General features: G+C 57.5%; 14 protein-coding genes. 11 read left to right on the top strand and 3 right to left on the bottom strand.

Translation table 11 applies throughout. The annotated features are described in order from the left end of the window. Window positions 1-111 precede the first annotated feature (111 nt). From AAFM46_RS16315 to AAFM46_RS16300, 4 genes are all read left to right on the top strand, one after another. Window positions 112-1,578 (top strand): CCA tRNA nucleotidyltransferase, encoded by a 1,467-nt coding sequence (locus AAFM46_RS16315; protein WP_343318841.1) that lies wholly within the window; start codon window positions 112-114, stop codon window positions 1,576-1,578. A gap of 42 nt (window positions 1,579-1,620) precedes the next feature. After that, entirely contained in the window at window positions 1,621-2,250 is a 630-nt protein-coding gene (locus AAFM46_RS16310) for a histidine phosphatase family protein (RefSeq protein WP_343318840.1), read from the top strand. Between the two features lie 90 nt (window positions 2,251-2,340). Beyond that, window positions 2,341-3,807, top strand: a complete 1,467-nt coding sequence (locus AAFM46_RS16305; RefSeq protein WP_343318839.1) for a glycosyltransferase 87 family protein — start codon at window positions 2,341-2,343, stop codon at window positions 3,805-3,807. After that, window positions 3,800-5,254: an NAD(P)/FAD-dependent oxidoreductase gene (locus AAFM46_RS16300; protein WP_343318837.1), complete on the top strand. Its 1,455-nt coding sequence runs from the start codon at window positions 3,800-3,802 to the stop codon at window positions 5,252-5,254. Before AAFM46_RS16305 ends, AAFM46_RS16300 begins: the two co-directional genes overlap by 8 nt. Before the next feature lie 76 nt (window positions 5,255-5,330). Here the strand turns inward: AAFM46_RS16300 and AAFM46_RS16295 are convergent, their stop codons facing one another. The 3 genes from AAFM46_RS16295 to AAFM46_RS16285 form a co-directional block, all read right to left on the bottom strand. Next, window positions 5,331-5,714, bottom strand: coding sequence for an META domain-containing protein (locus tag AAFM46_RS16295; RefSeq protein WP_283528764.1), 384 nt, complete (start codon window positions 5,712-5,714; stop codon window positions 5,331-5,333). Between the two features lie 90 nt (window positions 5,715-5,804). After that, entirely contained in the window at window positions 5,805-6,509 is a 705-nt protein-coding gene (locus AAFM46_RS16290) for an ABC transporter ATP-binding protein (RefSeq protein WP_343318836.1), read from the bottom strand. A gap of 47 nt (window positions 6,510-6,556) precedes the next feature. Next, complete coding sequence (locus AAFM46_RS16285) at window positions 6,557-7,699, bottom strand: ABC transporter permease (RefSeq protein ID WP_283528770.1); 1,143 nt, start codon at window positions 7,697-7,699, stop codon at window positions 6,557-6,559. Window positions 7,700-7,888: 189 nt separating this feature from the next. Between AAFM46_RS16285 and AAFM46_RS16280 the strand changes: the two genes are divergently transcribed. The 7 genes from AAFM46_RS16280 (at window position 7,889) to AAFM46_RS16250 (ending at window position 16,627) form a co-directional block, all read left to right on the top strand. Next, window positions 7,889-9,187: a sensor histidine kinase gene (locus tag AAFM46_RS16280; protein ID WP_343318834.1), complete on the top strand. Its 1,299-nt coding sequence runs from the start codon at window positions 7,889-7,891 to the stop codon at window positions 9,185-9,187. Then, window positions 9,184-9,834, top strand: a complete 651-nt coding sequence (locus tag AAFM46_RS16275) for a response regulator transcription factor (protein ID WP_343318833.1) — start codon at window positions 9,184-9,186, stop codon at window positions 9,832-9,834. The genes AAFM46_RS16280 and AAFM46_RS16275 overlap by 4 nt, the downstream gene beginning before the upstream one ends. A 145-nt stretch (window positions 9,835-9,979) precedes the next feature. Beyond that, window positions 9,980-11,038 (top strand): C40 family peptidase, encoded by a 1,059-nt coding sequence (locus AAFM46_RS16270; RefSeq protein ID WP_343318832.1) that lies wholly within the window; start codon window positions 9,980-9,982, stop codon window positions 11,036-11,038. A 370-nt stretch (window positions 11,039-11,408) separates the two neighbouring features. Continuing rightward, entirely contained in the window at window positions 11,409-13,091 is a 1,683-nt protein-coding gene (locus tag AAFM46_RS16265; RefSeq protein WP_343318831.1) for an ATP-binding cassette domain-containing protein, read from the top strand. A 101-nt stretch (window positions 13,092-13,192) separates the two neighbouring features. Beyond that, complete coding sequence (locus AAFM46_RS16260) at window positions 13,193-14,395, top strand: MFS transporter (RefSeq protein WP_343318829.1); 1,203 nt, start codon at window positions 13,193-13,195, stop codon at window positions 14,393-14,395. A 361-nt stretch (window positions 14,396-14,756) separates the two neighbouring features. After that, on the top strand, window positions 14,757-15,734 hold the full coding sequence (locus tag AAFM46_RS16255) for an ATP-binding cassette domain-containing protein (protein WP_283528784.1): 978 nt from the start codon (window positions 14,757-14,759) through the stop codon (window positions 15,732-15,734). A gap of 2 nt (window positions 15,735-15,736) precedes the next feature. Then, complete coding sequence (locus AAFM46_RS16250; protein WP_343318828.1) at window positions 15,737-16,627, top strand: ABC transporter permease; 891 nt, start codon at window positions 15,737-15,739, stop codon at window positions 16,625-16,627. The last annotated feature ends 32 nt before the right edge of the window (window positions 16,628-16,659 follow it).

Below are 16,659 nucleotides of genomic sequence, written 5' to 3'. Positions count from 1 at the left end.
AGGGCAGACGGGTGGTTTTGATCGGCTTCTTGAAGACAGCAATGGCGCCCCTGCGATGGCATCGGCGGGGACAAACGCGCACAGTGAAAAGTCTGGCATCCTTAAGGAACCATGGATTTAGTGCTTGATACATCAAAATTTGACCCAGTTGTTCTAGAGCTGGGCCGGCTATTCGCCGACGCCGGATTCGAACTTTCCCTTGTTGGGGGTCCTGTCCGCGACCTTTTTCTGGGTCGGACTTCCCCAGATTTGGACTTCACAACCAATGCGAAGCCGGATGAGATCCTTGCGGTTGCCAAAAAATGGGCGGATTCGCACTGGGAGATGGGCCGGGACTTTGGCACCATCGGATTCCGTAAACGCAACCGGAACAAGGAGGTGCTGCTCATAGAGATCACCACCTACCGTGCCGAGGCCTACGACCCTGATTCTCGCAAGCCCGTTGTTGCCTTTGGTACCTCACTGGTGGAGGACCTGAAACGTCGCGACTTTAGCGTTAACGCCATGGCACTACGGTTGCCGGACATGGAGCTGGTTGACCCTTTTGGCGGCGCCAATGACCTTGCTGGTGGTTTGCTGCGCACTCCCGGTGCTGCGGTGGACTCCTTTTCCGACGACCCGTTGCGCATGATGCGTGCTGCCCGTTTCGCTTCGCAGCTGGGTTTTGCTTTGCACCCGGAGGTCCTGACGGCGATGCAGGGAATGGCCGAGCGAATCAGTATTATTTCCGCTGAACGAGTTCGTGATGAGTTGGTGAAACTGATTTGCGGGGCCCAGCCCCGGGCGGGCATCGACATCCTGGTTGAGACGGGACTGGCGGATTTGGTGCTGCCTGAAATTCCCGCACTGAAGCTTGAAACCGATGAGCATCACCGCCACAAGGACGTTTACCAGCACTCACTACAGGTACTGGAACAGGCAGCATCTCTAGAAAGCGGCCCCGACGGCCCCGTTCCCGGACCCGATTTTGTGTTGCGGTTTGCGGCATTGATGCACGACGTCGGCAAGCCCAAGACCCGCCGTTTTGAACCCGGCGGCGGGGTCAGCTTCAGACATCATGACCTGGCTGGCGCCAAGCTGACCGGAAAGCGCATGAAAGCCCTGCGTTTTGATAATGACTCCATCAAGGCAGTGTCGCGCCTGGTTGAGCTGCATATGCGTTTTTACGGGTACGGTGAGGCCGGTTGGAGTGATTCCGCTGTGCGTCGGTACGTAACGGATGCTGGACCCCTGCTCGAAAGACTGCACAGGCTGACGCGTTCTGATGTCACTACTCGCAATCAACGCAAGGCTGAGCGGCTCGCCTTTGCCTACGACGACCTTGAAGCTCGCATTGCCGTGTTGGCCGAGCAGGAGGAACTTGATTCCATCCGCCCGGATCTTGATGGCAGTGCCATCATGGCGTTATTGGACATCAAACCGGGTCGTGTGGTTGGCCGGGCCTACAGCTTCCTCCTTGAACAGCGCATGGAGTACGGGCCCTTGGGAGCTGAGAAGGCTGGCGAAGAATTGCGGAAATGGTGGGCCGATCAGCCCGAATCGCACCCCGAAGAAACTAACAACGCCGTTGAAGACTAATCAGTAATTCCTGGCACCACAGTCGATTGGAACCAAAACACCATGAGTAAGAATTCAGTAGAAAATATCTTGGTACCCGCTGCCCCCATCCCTGGCGGCCCCAAACTGTGGCTGTTGCGCCACGGTGAGACCGAATGGTCCCGTAGTGGGCAGTACACAGGCCTGACGGATATGCCATTGACGGCAGTAGGGGAGGACCAGGCCCGATCCGCTCAGGGAGCCCTTTCCGGCATCGATTTTGATCTTGTTCTCACCTCACCACTGCAGCGAGCTCACCTGACAGCGACCCTGGCTGGGTTCCCCGAAGCAGCAGTTGAACCAAACGCCGTCGAATGGGACTACGGCGACTATGAAGGCGTTAACAGTGCCCTGGTTCGCGCGGAGAACCCCGGGTACCTGATTTGGAACGACGGCGTGCCAAACGGTGAGTCGTTGGCTCAGGTGGCCGAACGCGCTGACCAAATTGTTCAACGGGCTCGCGCTGTTCAGCGTGAAGACGGAGCGCCTGCCAATGTTCTGTTAGTAGCCCATGGACACTTCTTGCGGATCCTGGCGGCCCGCTGGTTGGGCTTGCCAGGTGGGCAAGGCCGGCACTTTGTTCTGGGTACTGCCAAAGTCTGCACACTTGGTTGGGACAAAATGACCCCTGCCGTTGAACAGTGGGGCCTATAGCTTCCGTTGGGAGCGGAACCTAAGGGCGCGTTTCATGCCTGCCCCTGAAGTAAACAAGGAGGGCAGCTGCGACCCGGTAGGCTCATATTTATGCAGGAATCACAGGGTCCACGAACATCAGCCAAGCATGAGATTGTGGTGCCCTCACGCAGCGATACTCTGTTGCGGAATATGACCGAAGTTGTTGGTGGACCGTTGGGAAGACGGACAGCACCAGGGGTTACAAAGCCCGGATTCTTCACGGTTGAGCGGGTCCTGATCGTGATGGCAGCTGTGGCTGCCGTCATAGCTGTCATAACGAAATCCCATTGTCGCACCACCGGTTGGACCACGCCGGATCAGTATTCCACCGTGTGTTGGTCCATGTTCCCCAACTCTTTTACTGAGCACAGACTGGGGACCCTGTTTCCTTTTTTCGCCCCGGGACCCCCCTTTGAACAGCCCATGCTGGCTGGTTGGATCGCCGGCGCAACTGCTTGGCTGACCGGTCCGGCGGGCGAAGGAGTCGGACCGCAGCTCGCCTTTTTTGACCTGAATGCAGCATTGATTGCAATGGTCTGGATCATTACCGTCATTATTGTGGCGCGTACTGCTCGGCGCCGCATGTGGGATGCGGCCATTGTCGCCGCCAGCCCCGTCCTAATGCTCACCGCCTATGTCAGCTGGGACTTCTGGGCTGCTGCTTTGGTGAGTTTGGCGATCTACTTTTTTGCCCGGCGCAGGACGCTATGGGCGGGTGCCATCCTGGGAGTTGGTGCCATGGCCGCACCCTACCCAATTATTGTTTTAGTGGCCTTCGTGGCCCTGGGTATCCGGGCTCGACGCGTGAGCGAGATGCTTGAAATGGTTGGCGCAACAGCAGTCACCTGGCTGTTATTGCTGGCCCCGGTCATGGCTATCAACCCGCCAGGTTTTCCTGAGTATCTGAAGAAGCGGTTGGCAAGTGAACCGTCAGAGTCCTCAATTTATGGCGGCTGGAACCTCGTTGCTGAGCGCATGGGCTGGCAAGGAATGGACATTGGCACGAGCAACGCACTAGCGGTGGTCCTGCTGGCCATTGTGGTCTTGGGTGTGGCTGCGTTGGCTCTGTATGCCCCGCGCCGTCCTCGCGTTGCCCAACTAATTTTTGTCGCTGTCGCAGGATTCATGGTGGTGAATAAGGGCACAGAACCGTGGCACGCAATCTGGTTGTTGCCACTGCTTGCATTAGCTCTACCAAGATGGCGACCCATACTGCTGTGGCAGGCGGCCATCATTGGACACTTTATTGCTCTCATGCTGTTCCGCAGCAAGGTTTTAGGTGACATCAGTAGCCAGCACGCTATTGATTCTCCGTATTTCATGCTGGCTTCAATGGCAGCGGGTGCGGCAACCTGTGCACTTATTGCCCTGACAATTCGGGACATGTATGTTCTCGGCAATGATGTTGTGCGTCGAGGGGGCGTCGATGATCCGCAGGGTGGGGTTTTGCTGGGCCCGCCCAATGACCCCGTGGTGTCTCTTCGGGATCAAATTCAGGATCAAATTCAGGACACGGGGAACGTTGAGCATGGCTGACGTTGCAGTGGTGGGCTCCGGGCCCAATGGGCTGGCCGCAGCGGTCACGATGGCACGGGCCGGATTGTCGGTTGAGCTTTTTGAGGCAGCTGATTCCCTGGGGGGCGGGATAAGAACTGCCGAGCTCACATTACCTGGTTTTCAGCACGACGTATGCGCTGCAGTGCATCCTATGGCGTTGGCTTCGCCATTCTTCCAAGCGTTTGAACTGAACCGCCGGATTGAACTGTTGGTACCCGATATTTCCTATGGGCATCCTCTCGGGAACGGACGGGCTGGCATTGCGTATCGCAGCCTGGACCGTACTGTTGAAAGCTTGGGTGCTGATGGCCGCGCGTGGCGGAACCTGATGGAACCATTGCTGAACAAGCTTGAGGGTGTAGTTGATTTCACTCAGGGCTCCCTCATCCGATTCCCTAGGGATCCACTAACCGTCCTGAGATTTGGCCTACGCGTTTTGTTACAAGGCACGCCTGCGTGGAACCTGGGATTCAAAGAAGACGTTGCGCCAGCCATGCTCACAGGTGTGGGGGCACATGCAATTGGGCGCTTACCCTCCTTGGCAACCTCGGGGGCCGGATTGCTTTTAGGGGTGTTGGCACACGCACAAGGGTGGCCGGTTCCACGCGGGGGCTCACGAGCCATAGCGCAGGCCATGACCGATGACCTCCTGGCCCATGGTGGCCGGATCCATCTCTCTGAGCACATTGACAGTGTGGCGGAATTGAAAGCGGCTACTGGGGCGCGGGCCGTCATTTGCGATACAACGCCGAGGGCCCTGGCACACATGGCACATAACGAATTACCGGAACGATATATACGTCAACTAGAATCTTTCAAATACGGTCCGGGCGTATGCAAAGTTGATTTTGCCTTATCCGGCCCCGTGCCCTGGACTTCCACCGATCTGCGTGGGGCACCCACCCTGCATTTGGGCGGCTCGCGAGAATCCATAGCGCACGCTGAAAACCAAGTCCTTGCCGGTCGCCACCCGGAGAGTCCTTATGTTCTCGCCGTCCAACCCGGAGTCCTTGACGCGAGCAGGGCCCCTGCGGGCCACCATACTTTTTGGGCGTACACACACGTGCCGTCGGGCTCAACGCGTGACTGCACGGAAACCATAATCCAGACCGTTGAAAAGGATGCTCCGGGATTTCGAGATCTCATTCTGGCCACTGCTACGAGAACCGCTCATGATATGGACGCTTACAACGCAAACTATGTGGGCGGTGACATTAGCTCAGGGGCCGTCACACTGAGTCAGCTACTCAAACGTCCCGTGATTTCGCCAGACCCCTGGAGAACACCGGCGCCTGGACTCTATTTGGGGTCCGCCGCCACCCCGCCAGGACCAGCTGTCCACGGCATGGGGGGCTGGTTGGCGGCCAGATCGGCGTTGGCGAACACCTTCGGTCTGGTAACCCCAGATCTGGGTTTTAAGTCTTAAGAAAAATAGCCCGCAGTCAGCGAACAAAGACTAGTCTCTGGCGCCTTACTGCGGGCTATCTGGCACGGCGCAAGAGCTAGTTGCGACGCTCCAGCGTACCCAAGGTGACCCCTGTAGCGTCTTTGACAGTGAGAACGTCGCCGTCAAGCGTTGCGCCGGCTGCCTTGGACAACCACGTGTCAATCCCCTGACACGCCATCATGGTGCTACCCATCTGCGGGAAAGTTAACTCCCCATCAACCATCAGCCACTGGCCTGTCAGACGGTTGCAGCCATCGCTTCCTGACAGGAACCCGGCCTTGTTGTCATCTTGTTCCTGTCCCAGAGCCAATTCAAGGTACGGCAACTTGTCGGTATTGTAGCCATCGCCCCACGTGCCGACTGGTCCTGTTGCGGCACCGCAGGAGGAGATGGTCAAAGCAAGGAGGAGGCTGCCGGCAAGGGCTGCAAAGCGTTTCATTATGAGGGTGGCTCCGATCGCGCTGGTGTATTGGGGCGTTTCCCTTATGTTATTGCATGGCCGAGCATTCGCTGCCCTCGGCCCCAGACGCTAGACGGCACCGACGCTTGCCTCGGAGGGTACAGGAGCGGTGAGAACGCCGTCGCGCATGGTGGCGACAGCATCGGTGAGCGGCACAAACTCGGTGTCATGGGTGACCATGACAGTTGCAATGTTGAACTCGTCACTAACTTTGCGCAGCAACCTGACTATCGAATCGCTGCGGTCGTGATCTAGCGCAGCGGTTGGTTCATCCACCAGGAGAATTTTAGGCTGGGCCATCAACGCCCGGGCAATGTTGACTCGCTGACGCTGCCCGCCTGAGAGCTGGTGTGGGCGTTTGCGGCCGCAACCGGCCAGACCCACCATGTCCAAAAGCTGCGCTGCCCGCACACCTGCATCTTTGAGCGACTTCCCGCGCAGGTGGTCGGTGATGATGAGCTGTTCGGCGGCAGTCAGTGAGGCGAGGAGGTTAGGCTGCTGAAAGATGATGCCCACCTTGTCTCGACGCAGCGCGGCCAGCTCCTTCTCGGACAATCCGCTGGTGTCGACGCCGTCGATCATCACAAGCCCGGAAGTGGGCTTGATCAGGGTCGCGGCCACAGCCAACAGGCTTGACTTTCCCGAACCAGAGGTGCCCACCAGAGAAATGAACTGGCCTGGATTCACTGAGAGGTTTACGGCATCCAAAGCCGTCATAACACCCTCGCCATCGGGGTATTGCAGTGTCACATTGATCAGATTCAGTGCAGTCATGAGAAGTTCCTTAATGTTTGTCAGCGGAGCGGAAACAGGAGGCGGGCTTAGTTGCCGCCAAGGGCGATCATGGCGTCTACGCGGGTCACCTTACGCACAGCAAGGGCCGAACCGCCCAGACCAAGCGCCACAATCCCGAGTGCAGGCAGCAGAGTAGTCGCCGGAGTGAGCAGGAATGGGGCCACCTGCGAGGCAAAGATTCCACCCACAACGCCGATGAGCCCACCAACTCCGGCACCTGCCAGCAGGACCAGAGCTGCCTGCGTCAAAGCATCACGCAGGAGGTAACCACCCGAAGCGCCCATCGCCTTGAGAACTGCGATGTCCCGGGTGCGTTGGACAGTCCAAACGGTGAGGAAAGCAACAATGACAAGGGCTGAAATTCCGTACAAAAATGCCTGCATCATCAGCAGGGAGCCGTTCTCACTTTTATAGCCGCCCAAACCTTGGAACGATCCACTGCGTGTGGCGCTGACGGTGCCAGCCGTCGCGTTGACGCTGTTAGTGTCAACGGTGGCTCCCGGTGCGAAGCTCACAGCGAGAACTGTTGCAAGCTGGTCCGGGTCGCTAAGATGAGCCACCTTTTTCCAGGTGGAAAGGGTTGTCCAAACAACTGAACTATGCGAGTACCACTGGTCGGGCACAATGTTGCCAATGCTCATTTGCGTTCCGGCGATAGTGACGGCATCGCCTGTGGCGAGTGAGAGTTCCTTGGCGACGCTTTCGCCAATGACAACGGTTGAATCACTGATGTCCGACGGCGCGATCCCCGCTTGTCTGCCTTGCTCGCCAACCCCAAACACTGCGACGTTGGCAATTCCCTTACTGTCTCCGGCACCCTGAAAGCGGCTTTGGCTGATACCCAAAGGCACGGCTGATTGCACGCCGGGCTGCGCAGACCAGAGATCGGATTGTTTGGCCGTCACCTGACTTTCGGTGAAGGAAACCTTTGCTTCGTTCTTGGCAGGGGCGCCAAAAACTATCTGGCTCACTTTGGTGCCTGAGCTGCCTGAGCTTGAGGAGTTGCCTGAGCCGGTGCCCAGCTGCGCAATTGCGGAGGTGGATTGGTTGCCGAGCCCTGCTGTCAGGCCCGATAGCAGGACGAGCAGGAGGCTGATGAGGGCAACAACGGCGCCCATCAGGGCGAACCGTCCCTTGGCAAAGCGGATATCTCGGATCGCGAGGAACATAGGAAGCTTCTTTCATGTGCCGGAAGAACTGGTTGTCTTTCGGGTGGATATGTCAGTAATTCAACTTTCCCGCGGAAGAGCTGCTGTTCCATCGCGGGGTTGGTTGATCCGCCTCCTATGAAAAGTTGGAGGGCCCACTCAACCATTTGGTTGATTCCTCTGCTTGAATCCAACGCCTATGCTGGTGACATGTCTGCCATGGATGCCCCACCCGTCACCAGTGGCACGATCCTTCGCTTTCTGCGTGTCACGTTGCACGTTGGCTTTGCGGTGCTGCTGAGCGTGGGCGTCGTCCGACTCCTGATGGATCAAACTCACAGGCACGGGCGCTACTGGTTCCTGGCACTGTCGGTCCTTCTTGCGTTAACGTATTTACTCGGGACTGTGGCTGAAAAGCGTTTTTCGGCGGGGTTAACGCGCCGCAATCCGAGACGTTTCGCGGTGCTCTGGCTCGCTTTGATCACGCTCATGTGGGCCATACTTATGCTCGGCTCGGTAGAGTTCTCCTGGCTTGTCTTCCCGATGTTTTTCCTTCATTTGCATCTCTTGCCGCGCTGGGTGTCCCTAACTACGGTGGTTCTCATGACCGGTGGAGTCATTGTTGCGCAGTGGCTCTCAACGGGATCCACTTTCCCTCCCCTGCCAGTGATAGTGGGGCCGGCCTTTGGTGCCGCTTTCGCAGTGGTCACTTCCAAGGCCTACCAATTGCTGTACCGGGAAGGGGAATACCAGCGTCAAGCGGCGGATGAGCTCCGGCGCACCCGCGCCCAGCTGGCCGCCACCCAGCACGAGTCCGGTGTTCTGGCTGAGCGTGCGCGATTGGCACGGGAAATCCATGACACTTTAGCCCAGGGTTTTTCCTCCATTATTTTGGTCTCGCGTGCAGCCTTGCGCAGCCTGGATTCCGGTGATTTGGAATCCACCGGCGAGAGTTTGTCCATGGTTCAGGCCACGGCCGCGGAGAACTTGGCGGAGGCTAGGAGCTTTGTGCGTAACCTTTCTTCCCCGGCCCTTGCTGAGAGCTCTCTTGCAGAGAGCCTGTCCCGGCTCTGCATTAAAACGCAGGGCGAGTCCACTGCACGTGGGGGCTCGTTGCGGTGCAGTTTCCGGTTGGATGGTGAGCCGATGGAGCTACCGCAGCCCTACAAAGTGACCCTGTTGCGTGCCGCTCAGGCGAGTCTCGCCAACGTCTGGATGCACGCTAAAGCCAAGTCCGCCGTCGTAAGTTTGGCGTTTCTGGGCAGCGAAGTGACCCTTGACGTGTACGACGACGGACTTGGCTTCAACCCGGAAGAGCTCGCCGACATTGTGGCCGGGCGTACGGATGGGAGTGGCTTTGGGTTGCGTTCCCTGCGTGAACGAGTGGTGGCGCAGCAGGGGACGTTGGCAATCGAGTCAGCCCCGGGAGAGGGCACAGTGGTGGCTATCCGGTTGCCGCTGAATGGGGGCCGGCTGGTTCCCGAAGCAGCACAGGGGGAGATTCAATGAATGAGATCCGGATTTTATTGGTAGATGACCACCCTGTGGTGCGGGCGGGTTTGCGGGCCATGCTGACCGAATTTGAGGGATTCATTGTGGTGGCTGAAGCGCCCGAAGGTGGTGCCGCCATCAAGGAGGTGCAGCGCCTGCAAACCTTGGGTGAACCTGTTGACGTGGTGCTCATGGACCTGCAAATGGGAAGCGGGATGGACGGGGTGAGTGCAACGAAGGCCATCAAGGAGTTATCCGGCGCACCGCCTGTGCTGATTCTAACTACCTATGACACTGATGCGGATATTTTGGCAGCCGTTGAGGCCGGGGCTAGCGGCTACATGCTCAAGGATGCCCCGCCCGAACAGATTCGTGGTGCGGTGCAATCGGCTGCTGCCGGGCAAACTGCCCTGGCACCGGAGGTTGCCGCCAGGCTGATGAGCCGGATCCGCAATCCCGCTCCGGTACTGTCTGCACGCGAAGTGGAACTTGTTGAACTGCTGGCCACGGGGATGGGCAACAAAGCTATCGCCAAGGCGCTGTTCATTTCTGAAGCGACAGTAAAGACCCATCTTGTGCACATTTACGACAAATTGGGTGTTGACAACCGGACGGCAGCCATTGCGGCCGCGGTTTCGCGGCGTATCATCCGCAGTGCCGGGTAAGAGTTGCCTGCCTGAGTGAACTTTCTATGAGAACTCCTTTAGATTCCTTGAAAGCGGCGTAGGCTCGTCAGTACCGTGTGCAAAGGGGCAGGAGGACTCGCCGGTGGCTATTTCGCAACATAGGTCGCGACAGCTTCACTTGAGCATGTCCATTATTTGTACGCTGTTGGCTTCCGGCGGCTTCGTGGCGGCCGGCTATGTTGGCACGTCCTCCGCGGATGCTGCTGCAGCTGTGTTCAGCCAAGAAAGCGGCCAGAGCGCCCAGGCCTCTCCGTATGTGGCCACGCTGGCCGGATTTTATTCCAACGGCACCCAACAATCCGATGTAACAGTTTCTTTTGCCGACGCAATTATTAGGGCGAGAAAGCCTACCGTCAAACCGATTTTCGATTTGACCGATCCTACCGCCAACACGGGCCACCTTGTGCAGGGGGTCAATGCTCTGCGTGAGCGAACTCCCGAAATCTCCGCCGAGCTGATCTCTCAAGTGCGGAAAGACATTTTGACCGCGGCATACCAAGGTCTGGGACATCGCTACGTTTGGGGAGGGACCAGCTTCGACAACGGATGGGATTGTTCAGGGTTTGTGCAATGGGCCTATGGACAAGCCGGAGTGAGTCTGCCACGCACGGAACAGTGGCTACCCATGGTCGCGACCAACAACCCCCAGCCCGGCGATATTGTGGTGCAAAACCCTGACGGTCCCAACCACTGGTCTCACATTGGCATCTACGTGGGAAATGGCAGGATGATCAGTGCGCTGAACCCGTCCGTAGGAACTTTTATGCACAGCCCGGCAGATGTCAGCAGCTCTTCGAGCTACTTCACCATGCCGGCATTCGCCACAGCTGATGAAAAGGCGAAGTCTGACGCAGCGAAAATCAAGGCTGCGTCGGCCACACCTCCGCCGGCCACGCCTCAGCCGGCCACAACGGCGGCGGCCGCACCTCCGGCGGCCACACCTCCGCCGTCGGACAAGTCCACGCCCAATCCGGCAGTCAGCACGGCGCCAAGCACTAGCCCTTCAGCCATACCCGGCACGAAGCCGGCTCCAACAGCATCGGAGACCCCAAAGCAACCAGGAACAACACCTGCCACAACCCCAGCTTCGGCGCCTGCACCCTCAGCACCCAGTAGTTCGTCAGGTAGTTCGTCAGCTTCTGAATCATCGGGATCTTCAGCTGGCACCATTCTTTTGCGCTAGTGCCGCCGCTGGAAAGAAGTGCCCGCATTGTGCCAACAGTTCCAGTACCTTCGACTTGCGCGGGCTGGGCGCATTAATGGGGTCGCCTTGGACGCGAATGGAAAGCAGCACCGATCATTTCCGGATCAATGAGTGTGGAACCGTTTCGGATCGGTTCGCTAGCATCGGTGAAGTCCTCAAAATGGGCAGCTCCAAGTCCATGTAAAACCCGGACAGGACACAGAACAAATCGGTACCGATCGTCTGCCATGTTCTAAGACGCAGTATCAACTTGGATCTGAGTGCTTTGAGACCGGTCCATCTGGGGCTTCTCGCAGGGTGCTCCAGAGCGATGGCGTCGGTGGGAACAAGGAGATGGGAGGATTGAGGTGTGGGACATATTGACGTTGCAAACATTGACTATTTTCTCTCCGACGGACGGCAGCTGCTGAACGGGGTGAACTTCCGCGTCTCCGACGGCACCAAAACGGCGTTGATCGGGCCCAACGGAACGGGTAAAACCACGCTGTTACGTATCATCTGCCAAGACATTAAAGCTGATGAGGGAGCTGTGTCGCGTTCTGGAACCATGGGCGTAATGCGTCAGTTCGTGGGCCAGGTCCGCGATGAGAGCACTGTGCGAGATCTTCTACTGTCCGTGGCAGCGAGCAATATCGCCGCAGCCGGTAAAGCCGTAGATGACGCAGAGCTGGCCATGGTGGAGCGCGATGACGAACCCAGGCAAATGGCGTATGCCCAAGCTATCGCTGACTGGGGTGATGCTGGTGGCTACGAAATGGAGACCACCTGGGATGAAGTCACCATGGCGGCAATGGGCATGGATTTCTACACTGCACAGTTCCGTAAAGCTTCCTCACTCAGTGGCGGCGAGCAAAAGCGTCTTGTTCTAGAGGCTTTATTTGCCGGACCTGACGAAGTATTGCTTCTTGATGAGCCTGATAACTACCTCGACGTACCGGGGAAACGCTGGCTTGAGACAAAAATGGGCTCATCGGAGAAGTCAGTTCTGTTCGTCAGTCACGATCGCGAACTTTTGGCCAATGCCGCAGACCGTATTGTCACCCTTGAACCCGGCATCAACGGGGCTTCCAGTTGGACGCACGGAGGCGGCTTCGAGTCCTACATCAAGGCACGCGAGGATCGCAATGCCCGCTTTGAAGAATTGCGCAAACGCTGGGACGAAGAGCACGTCAAACTCAAAGAACTTGTCAACATGTACAAGAATAAGGCTGCGTTCCGCTCTGACATGGCAAACAGGTACCAAGCCGCTCAGTCGCGCCTTGCACAGTTTCTGGAGCAGGGGCCGCCGGAAGCGTTGCCCATTGAACAAAACGTAAAAATGCGTCTCAAGGGTGGCCGGACAGCCAAGCGAGCTGTTATTGCCACCAAGTTGGAGCTGACCGGGCTCATGAAACCTTTCAGTACCGAAGTGTGGTTTGGCGACCGTGTCGGCGTTCTGGGCTCTAATGGATCGGGAAAATCTCACTTTCTGCGTCTTCTAGCCGCCGGTGGCTCAGACCCGGACAAGGAACATGAGCCAGTGTCCGACGTCGAAATCGCCCATGTGCCCCACGAAGGATCTGTGAAACTTGGTGCCCGTATCCGCCCGGGTTTCTTTGCTCAGACGCACGCGCGGCCTGACCTTCTCACCCGGACTTTGCTTGATATTTTGCACCGCGGCGATGAGCATCGTTCCGGTTTGGGCCGCGAAGCTGCTGCCGGGGCATTGGACCGTTATGGTCTGGCGGCAAGCTCGGAGCAGAAATATGATTCGCTATCGGGGGGACAGCAGGCCCGGTTTCAAATTTTGCTGTTGGAGCTCTCCGGTGCAACATTGTTGCTACTGGATGAACCAACCGACAACTTGGACCTACACTCGGCCGAGGCTTTGGAGAAGGCCATAGACTCTTTTGAAGGGACCGTTCTCGCTGTCACGCACGACCGCTGGTTTGCTCGCTCCTTTGACAGGTTCCTTGTTTTTGGTTCCGACGGGAAAGTCTACGAATCCGACGAACCCGTATGGGATGAGAAGCGCGTCGATCGAGCCCGCTAGACCCTGACCCACCCCCGATCACTGCGACCGGGGAAAAATCCATGGCGTTAGAGTTGGTTCAAAACGCCTTATAAAACACTTGTGTAAAGAGTAAATCCATCATGAATCAGCGTGCGGTCCGTGCCGCGGCCATTGCCACCTTCTCAATCTTTGCCATTAACGGTTTTGTGTTTGCCAGCTGGGCCGCAAGAATCCCTGCCGTGACAAGGGTTTTGGAATTATCCGCAGGAGACATGGGCCTGCTGCTGCTAACAATTGCTGCCGGATCTGTCATTGCACTGCCGTTGGCAGGAACAGTCGTAGGCCGGTTAGGTACGGCAAATACCATCCGTGTTGGTGGGTTCACAGCTGCTTTTGGTGGTCTGATCGTTGCTGTTGCGCTAGCTCAGCACTCCGTTGGATTCACGGCTGCCGGACTGTTCTTTTTTGGTATAGGTATTGGCTTGTGGGATGTAGCCCAGAACATTGAAGGTGCGGATGTTGAACGGCTGTTGCGTCGCACAGTCATGCCTCAGTTTCATGCAGGATTTAGCGGCGGTGCGCTTGTGGGCGCTCTTGTTGGTGCGGGCTTGTCAGCGCTGAACGTCAGCATGTCCTTGCACCTGCTGGTCATTGTTGTGGGTGTCTGTGTTGCCATGGTTTTTGTGCCGAAATCCTTCCTTCCGGAGACGCATGCCAGCGGTAGTAAACGTACGCAAGCCACCACGGCTCTGAAGGGCCGCAGTGCTTGGCGCGAAAAACGTACGCTGCTGGTAGGTCTTGTAGTGCTCGGTGCAGCGCTGACAGAAGGGGCTGCCAATGACTGGATAGCGAAGGCAAGCGTGGATGGCCTCGGCACCACTGAAGCCGGTGGAGCCATCATGCTTGCCGTATTCGTGGCTTCCATGACCTTGTTCAGGTTCTTTGGCGGAAAGTTTGTTGACAAGTTTGGCCGGGTGAGTGTTTTGTACGGCAGTCTGGGCTCGGCACTGGCCGGACTCGTTTTGTTCGTTGTTGCTCCGAATATGCTGCTGGCCGGCGCCGGCGCTGTCCTCTGGGGTGCCGGAGCTGCCATGGGCTTCCCCATGGGCATGTCAGCGGCTGCTGATGATCCGGCCCGCGCGGCCGCTCGCGTCTCCGTTGTGTCAACCATCGGATATGTGGCATTCCTTGCCGGGCCGCCCTTGCTTGGCTTCCTGGGCGACCGCGTCACCATCCGCTGGGCACTGCTGGCGATTGCCGTTGCCATTGTGGCCTCTATCCTGACCGCCCCGGCCGCCAAGCCGCTGCCCGCTAGCGAGCATCAGGGTGCGTTGCCTTCCTAGCCGGAAGTTCCCAGCGTGAAGTTCCCAGCGTGAAGTTCTTCGTCGGATGCGCGACGCCGGTAGCTCGCCTGGGGAATGCTCGCTCAGTTGCGGTGAGCGAACGTTTGCCTATAATCGACGTTTACTGAAGGAGCGTTGGATTAAACCCAACGTTAAGTGAGCGAGCGTCGGGGAGGCGGGGCGTCAAACATTGGCGTGTGCCCCTAACGCAACCACCGCCATCATCCATTGTGACTACCTTGAACGCACCCTGAATCATCCCTGAGGTAGAAGAAATTGACTGATTGAATGCGTACGGTGGTTATAGATTCGTAAACCGGGCCACAACGCCCCCAGTAAAACCATCCGAAGGGGTGTCCACATGATTGAGGCAGTCAACCTGGCTAAGCAGTACGGAGCCAAGACCGCCGTTGGCGGTGTCACGTTCACCGTGAAACCGGGAATGGTCACGGGCTTCCTGGGCCCCAACGGTGCTGGTAAATCAACCACTATGCGTATGGTTGTTGGGCTGGATAAGCCCAGTGCCGGAACCGTGACTGTCAACGGCAAGCCATACGTTGCGCACCGCGATCCGATGCACCAAGTGGGTGCCCTGCTGGATGCTAAGGCGGTGCACACCTCCCGCAGCGCCTATAACCACCTGCTGGCCATGGCGGCAACACACAACATTCCCACCAAGCGTGTCAATGAGGTTATTGACATGACCGGCCTGACCTCGGTCGCCAAAAAGAAAGCAGGCGGATTCTCCCTAGGTATGGGACAGCGGCTTGGTATAGCCTCCGCATTGCTGGGCGATCCGCAGACGCTGATCCTTGACGAACCGGTCAATGGTCTGGACCCCGAAGGCGTGCTGTGGGTGCGCAATTTGGCCAAACACCTGGCTGGACAAGGCAAAACAGTATTCCTGTCCTCACATTTGATGAGCGAAATGGCGCAAACAGCTGATCACCTCATCGTGATTGGCCGGGGACGGATCATTGCTGATGCACCCATTGCCGATATTTTGTCCGGTACTCAGCAGGCTAAAGTGCTGGTCCGCACCTCGGAGGTCACCCGACTGAGCCAACTGTTGACAAGCAACGGTGTACAAGTCGAGTGCAATGAGAATGAGACCCTGGAAATTTCGGGGCTGGACTCCCGCCAGATTGCAACCATTGCCATGGATAACCGCGTGCTGGTGTATGAACTAACCACCATGACTTCCTCCCTGGAGGAAGCATACTTTGACCTCACCAAGGACTCGGTGGAGTACCACTCACAAGAACTTACTGATAATTCGCTTGGCAACGGCTCCGGCTCTGCCACTGAGCCGGTTCCGGCCGCTGTGAAGGGACTCTAAAAATGAGCACAACAACAATTACCGCACCCCACCGCTCAGTGGGCGGCTCATTGACCTTTGCCGGTGTGCTGCGCAGCGAATGGATAAAGTTCCGTTCGCTATTGTCGACCCGACTGCTGCTTCTCTTCACCTTTGTTGCAGTGGTTGGAGTAGGTACATTGGTAGCTTGGCTCCAGGCATGGACCTTGGAAGGGGTCATGAAGAGCGGGATGGGCATGGGCATACCGGGCGCTCCCACGGAACCCATGACCTTGGAACAGGCACAGCAGGCGATTGGCTTTACCGGCGCCGCGATACCAAATGGAGGGTTGCAAATTGGTGTCCTGATTCTTGGTTCCCTCTCCGTGCTGTTGATGTCCTCGGAGTTTGGCACAGGTATGATCCGCTCCACCGTCACGGCAGTGCCGAAACGGCTGCCGGCGTTCTTTGCCAAGGCCATGGTCTTGATTGTGATCTCCTACGTCTTGACTCTGTTGGCTGCGCTTGTAACTACATTGGTGGCCATGCCCATCTTTGGTGCCTACGGCGTTGAACTGTCCTTTGGTACAGAAGGCGTCATCTATGCAATTCTCATGGGTGGGCTCTACGTAGCCGGCGTAGCACTGATGGGTCTGTCTTTGGGCACCCTGCTTCGGAGCTCGGCAGGAGGCATCATTGTTTTGGTTGTCCTGATCTTCCTTTTGGAGATTGGGACAAGCTTGCTGGGCCTGGTACCTGGTGAGTTCTTCAAATACGTCAACCAGTACGTGCCCAGCGTTGCTGGCGGACGGATGTTGGAGATCACTGACAAGGAAGCTTTCATCACGCCACTATCTGGTGGCCTGATTTTCCTAGCCTGGATTGCCTTGCTGATGGTGCCGGCCATCATTTCCTTCAAGACTCGTGACGTCTAAGATCTGCTGAAGGTTTCCACTGACTACGGTTG

Origin of the sequence: Arthrobacter sp. TMP15 (assembly GCF_039529835.1) — a bacterium.
GTDB lineage: Bacteria > Actinomycetota > Actinomycetes > Actinomycetales > Micrococcaceae > Specibacter.
Note: the sequence above shows the minus strand (reverse complement) of the source record. Positions and strands in the feature narration are given on the sequence as shown.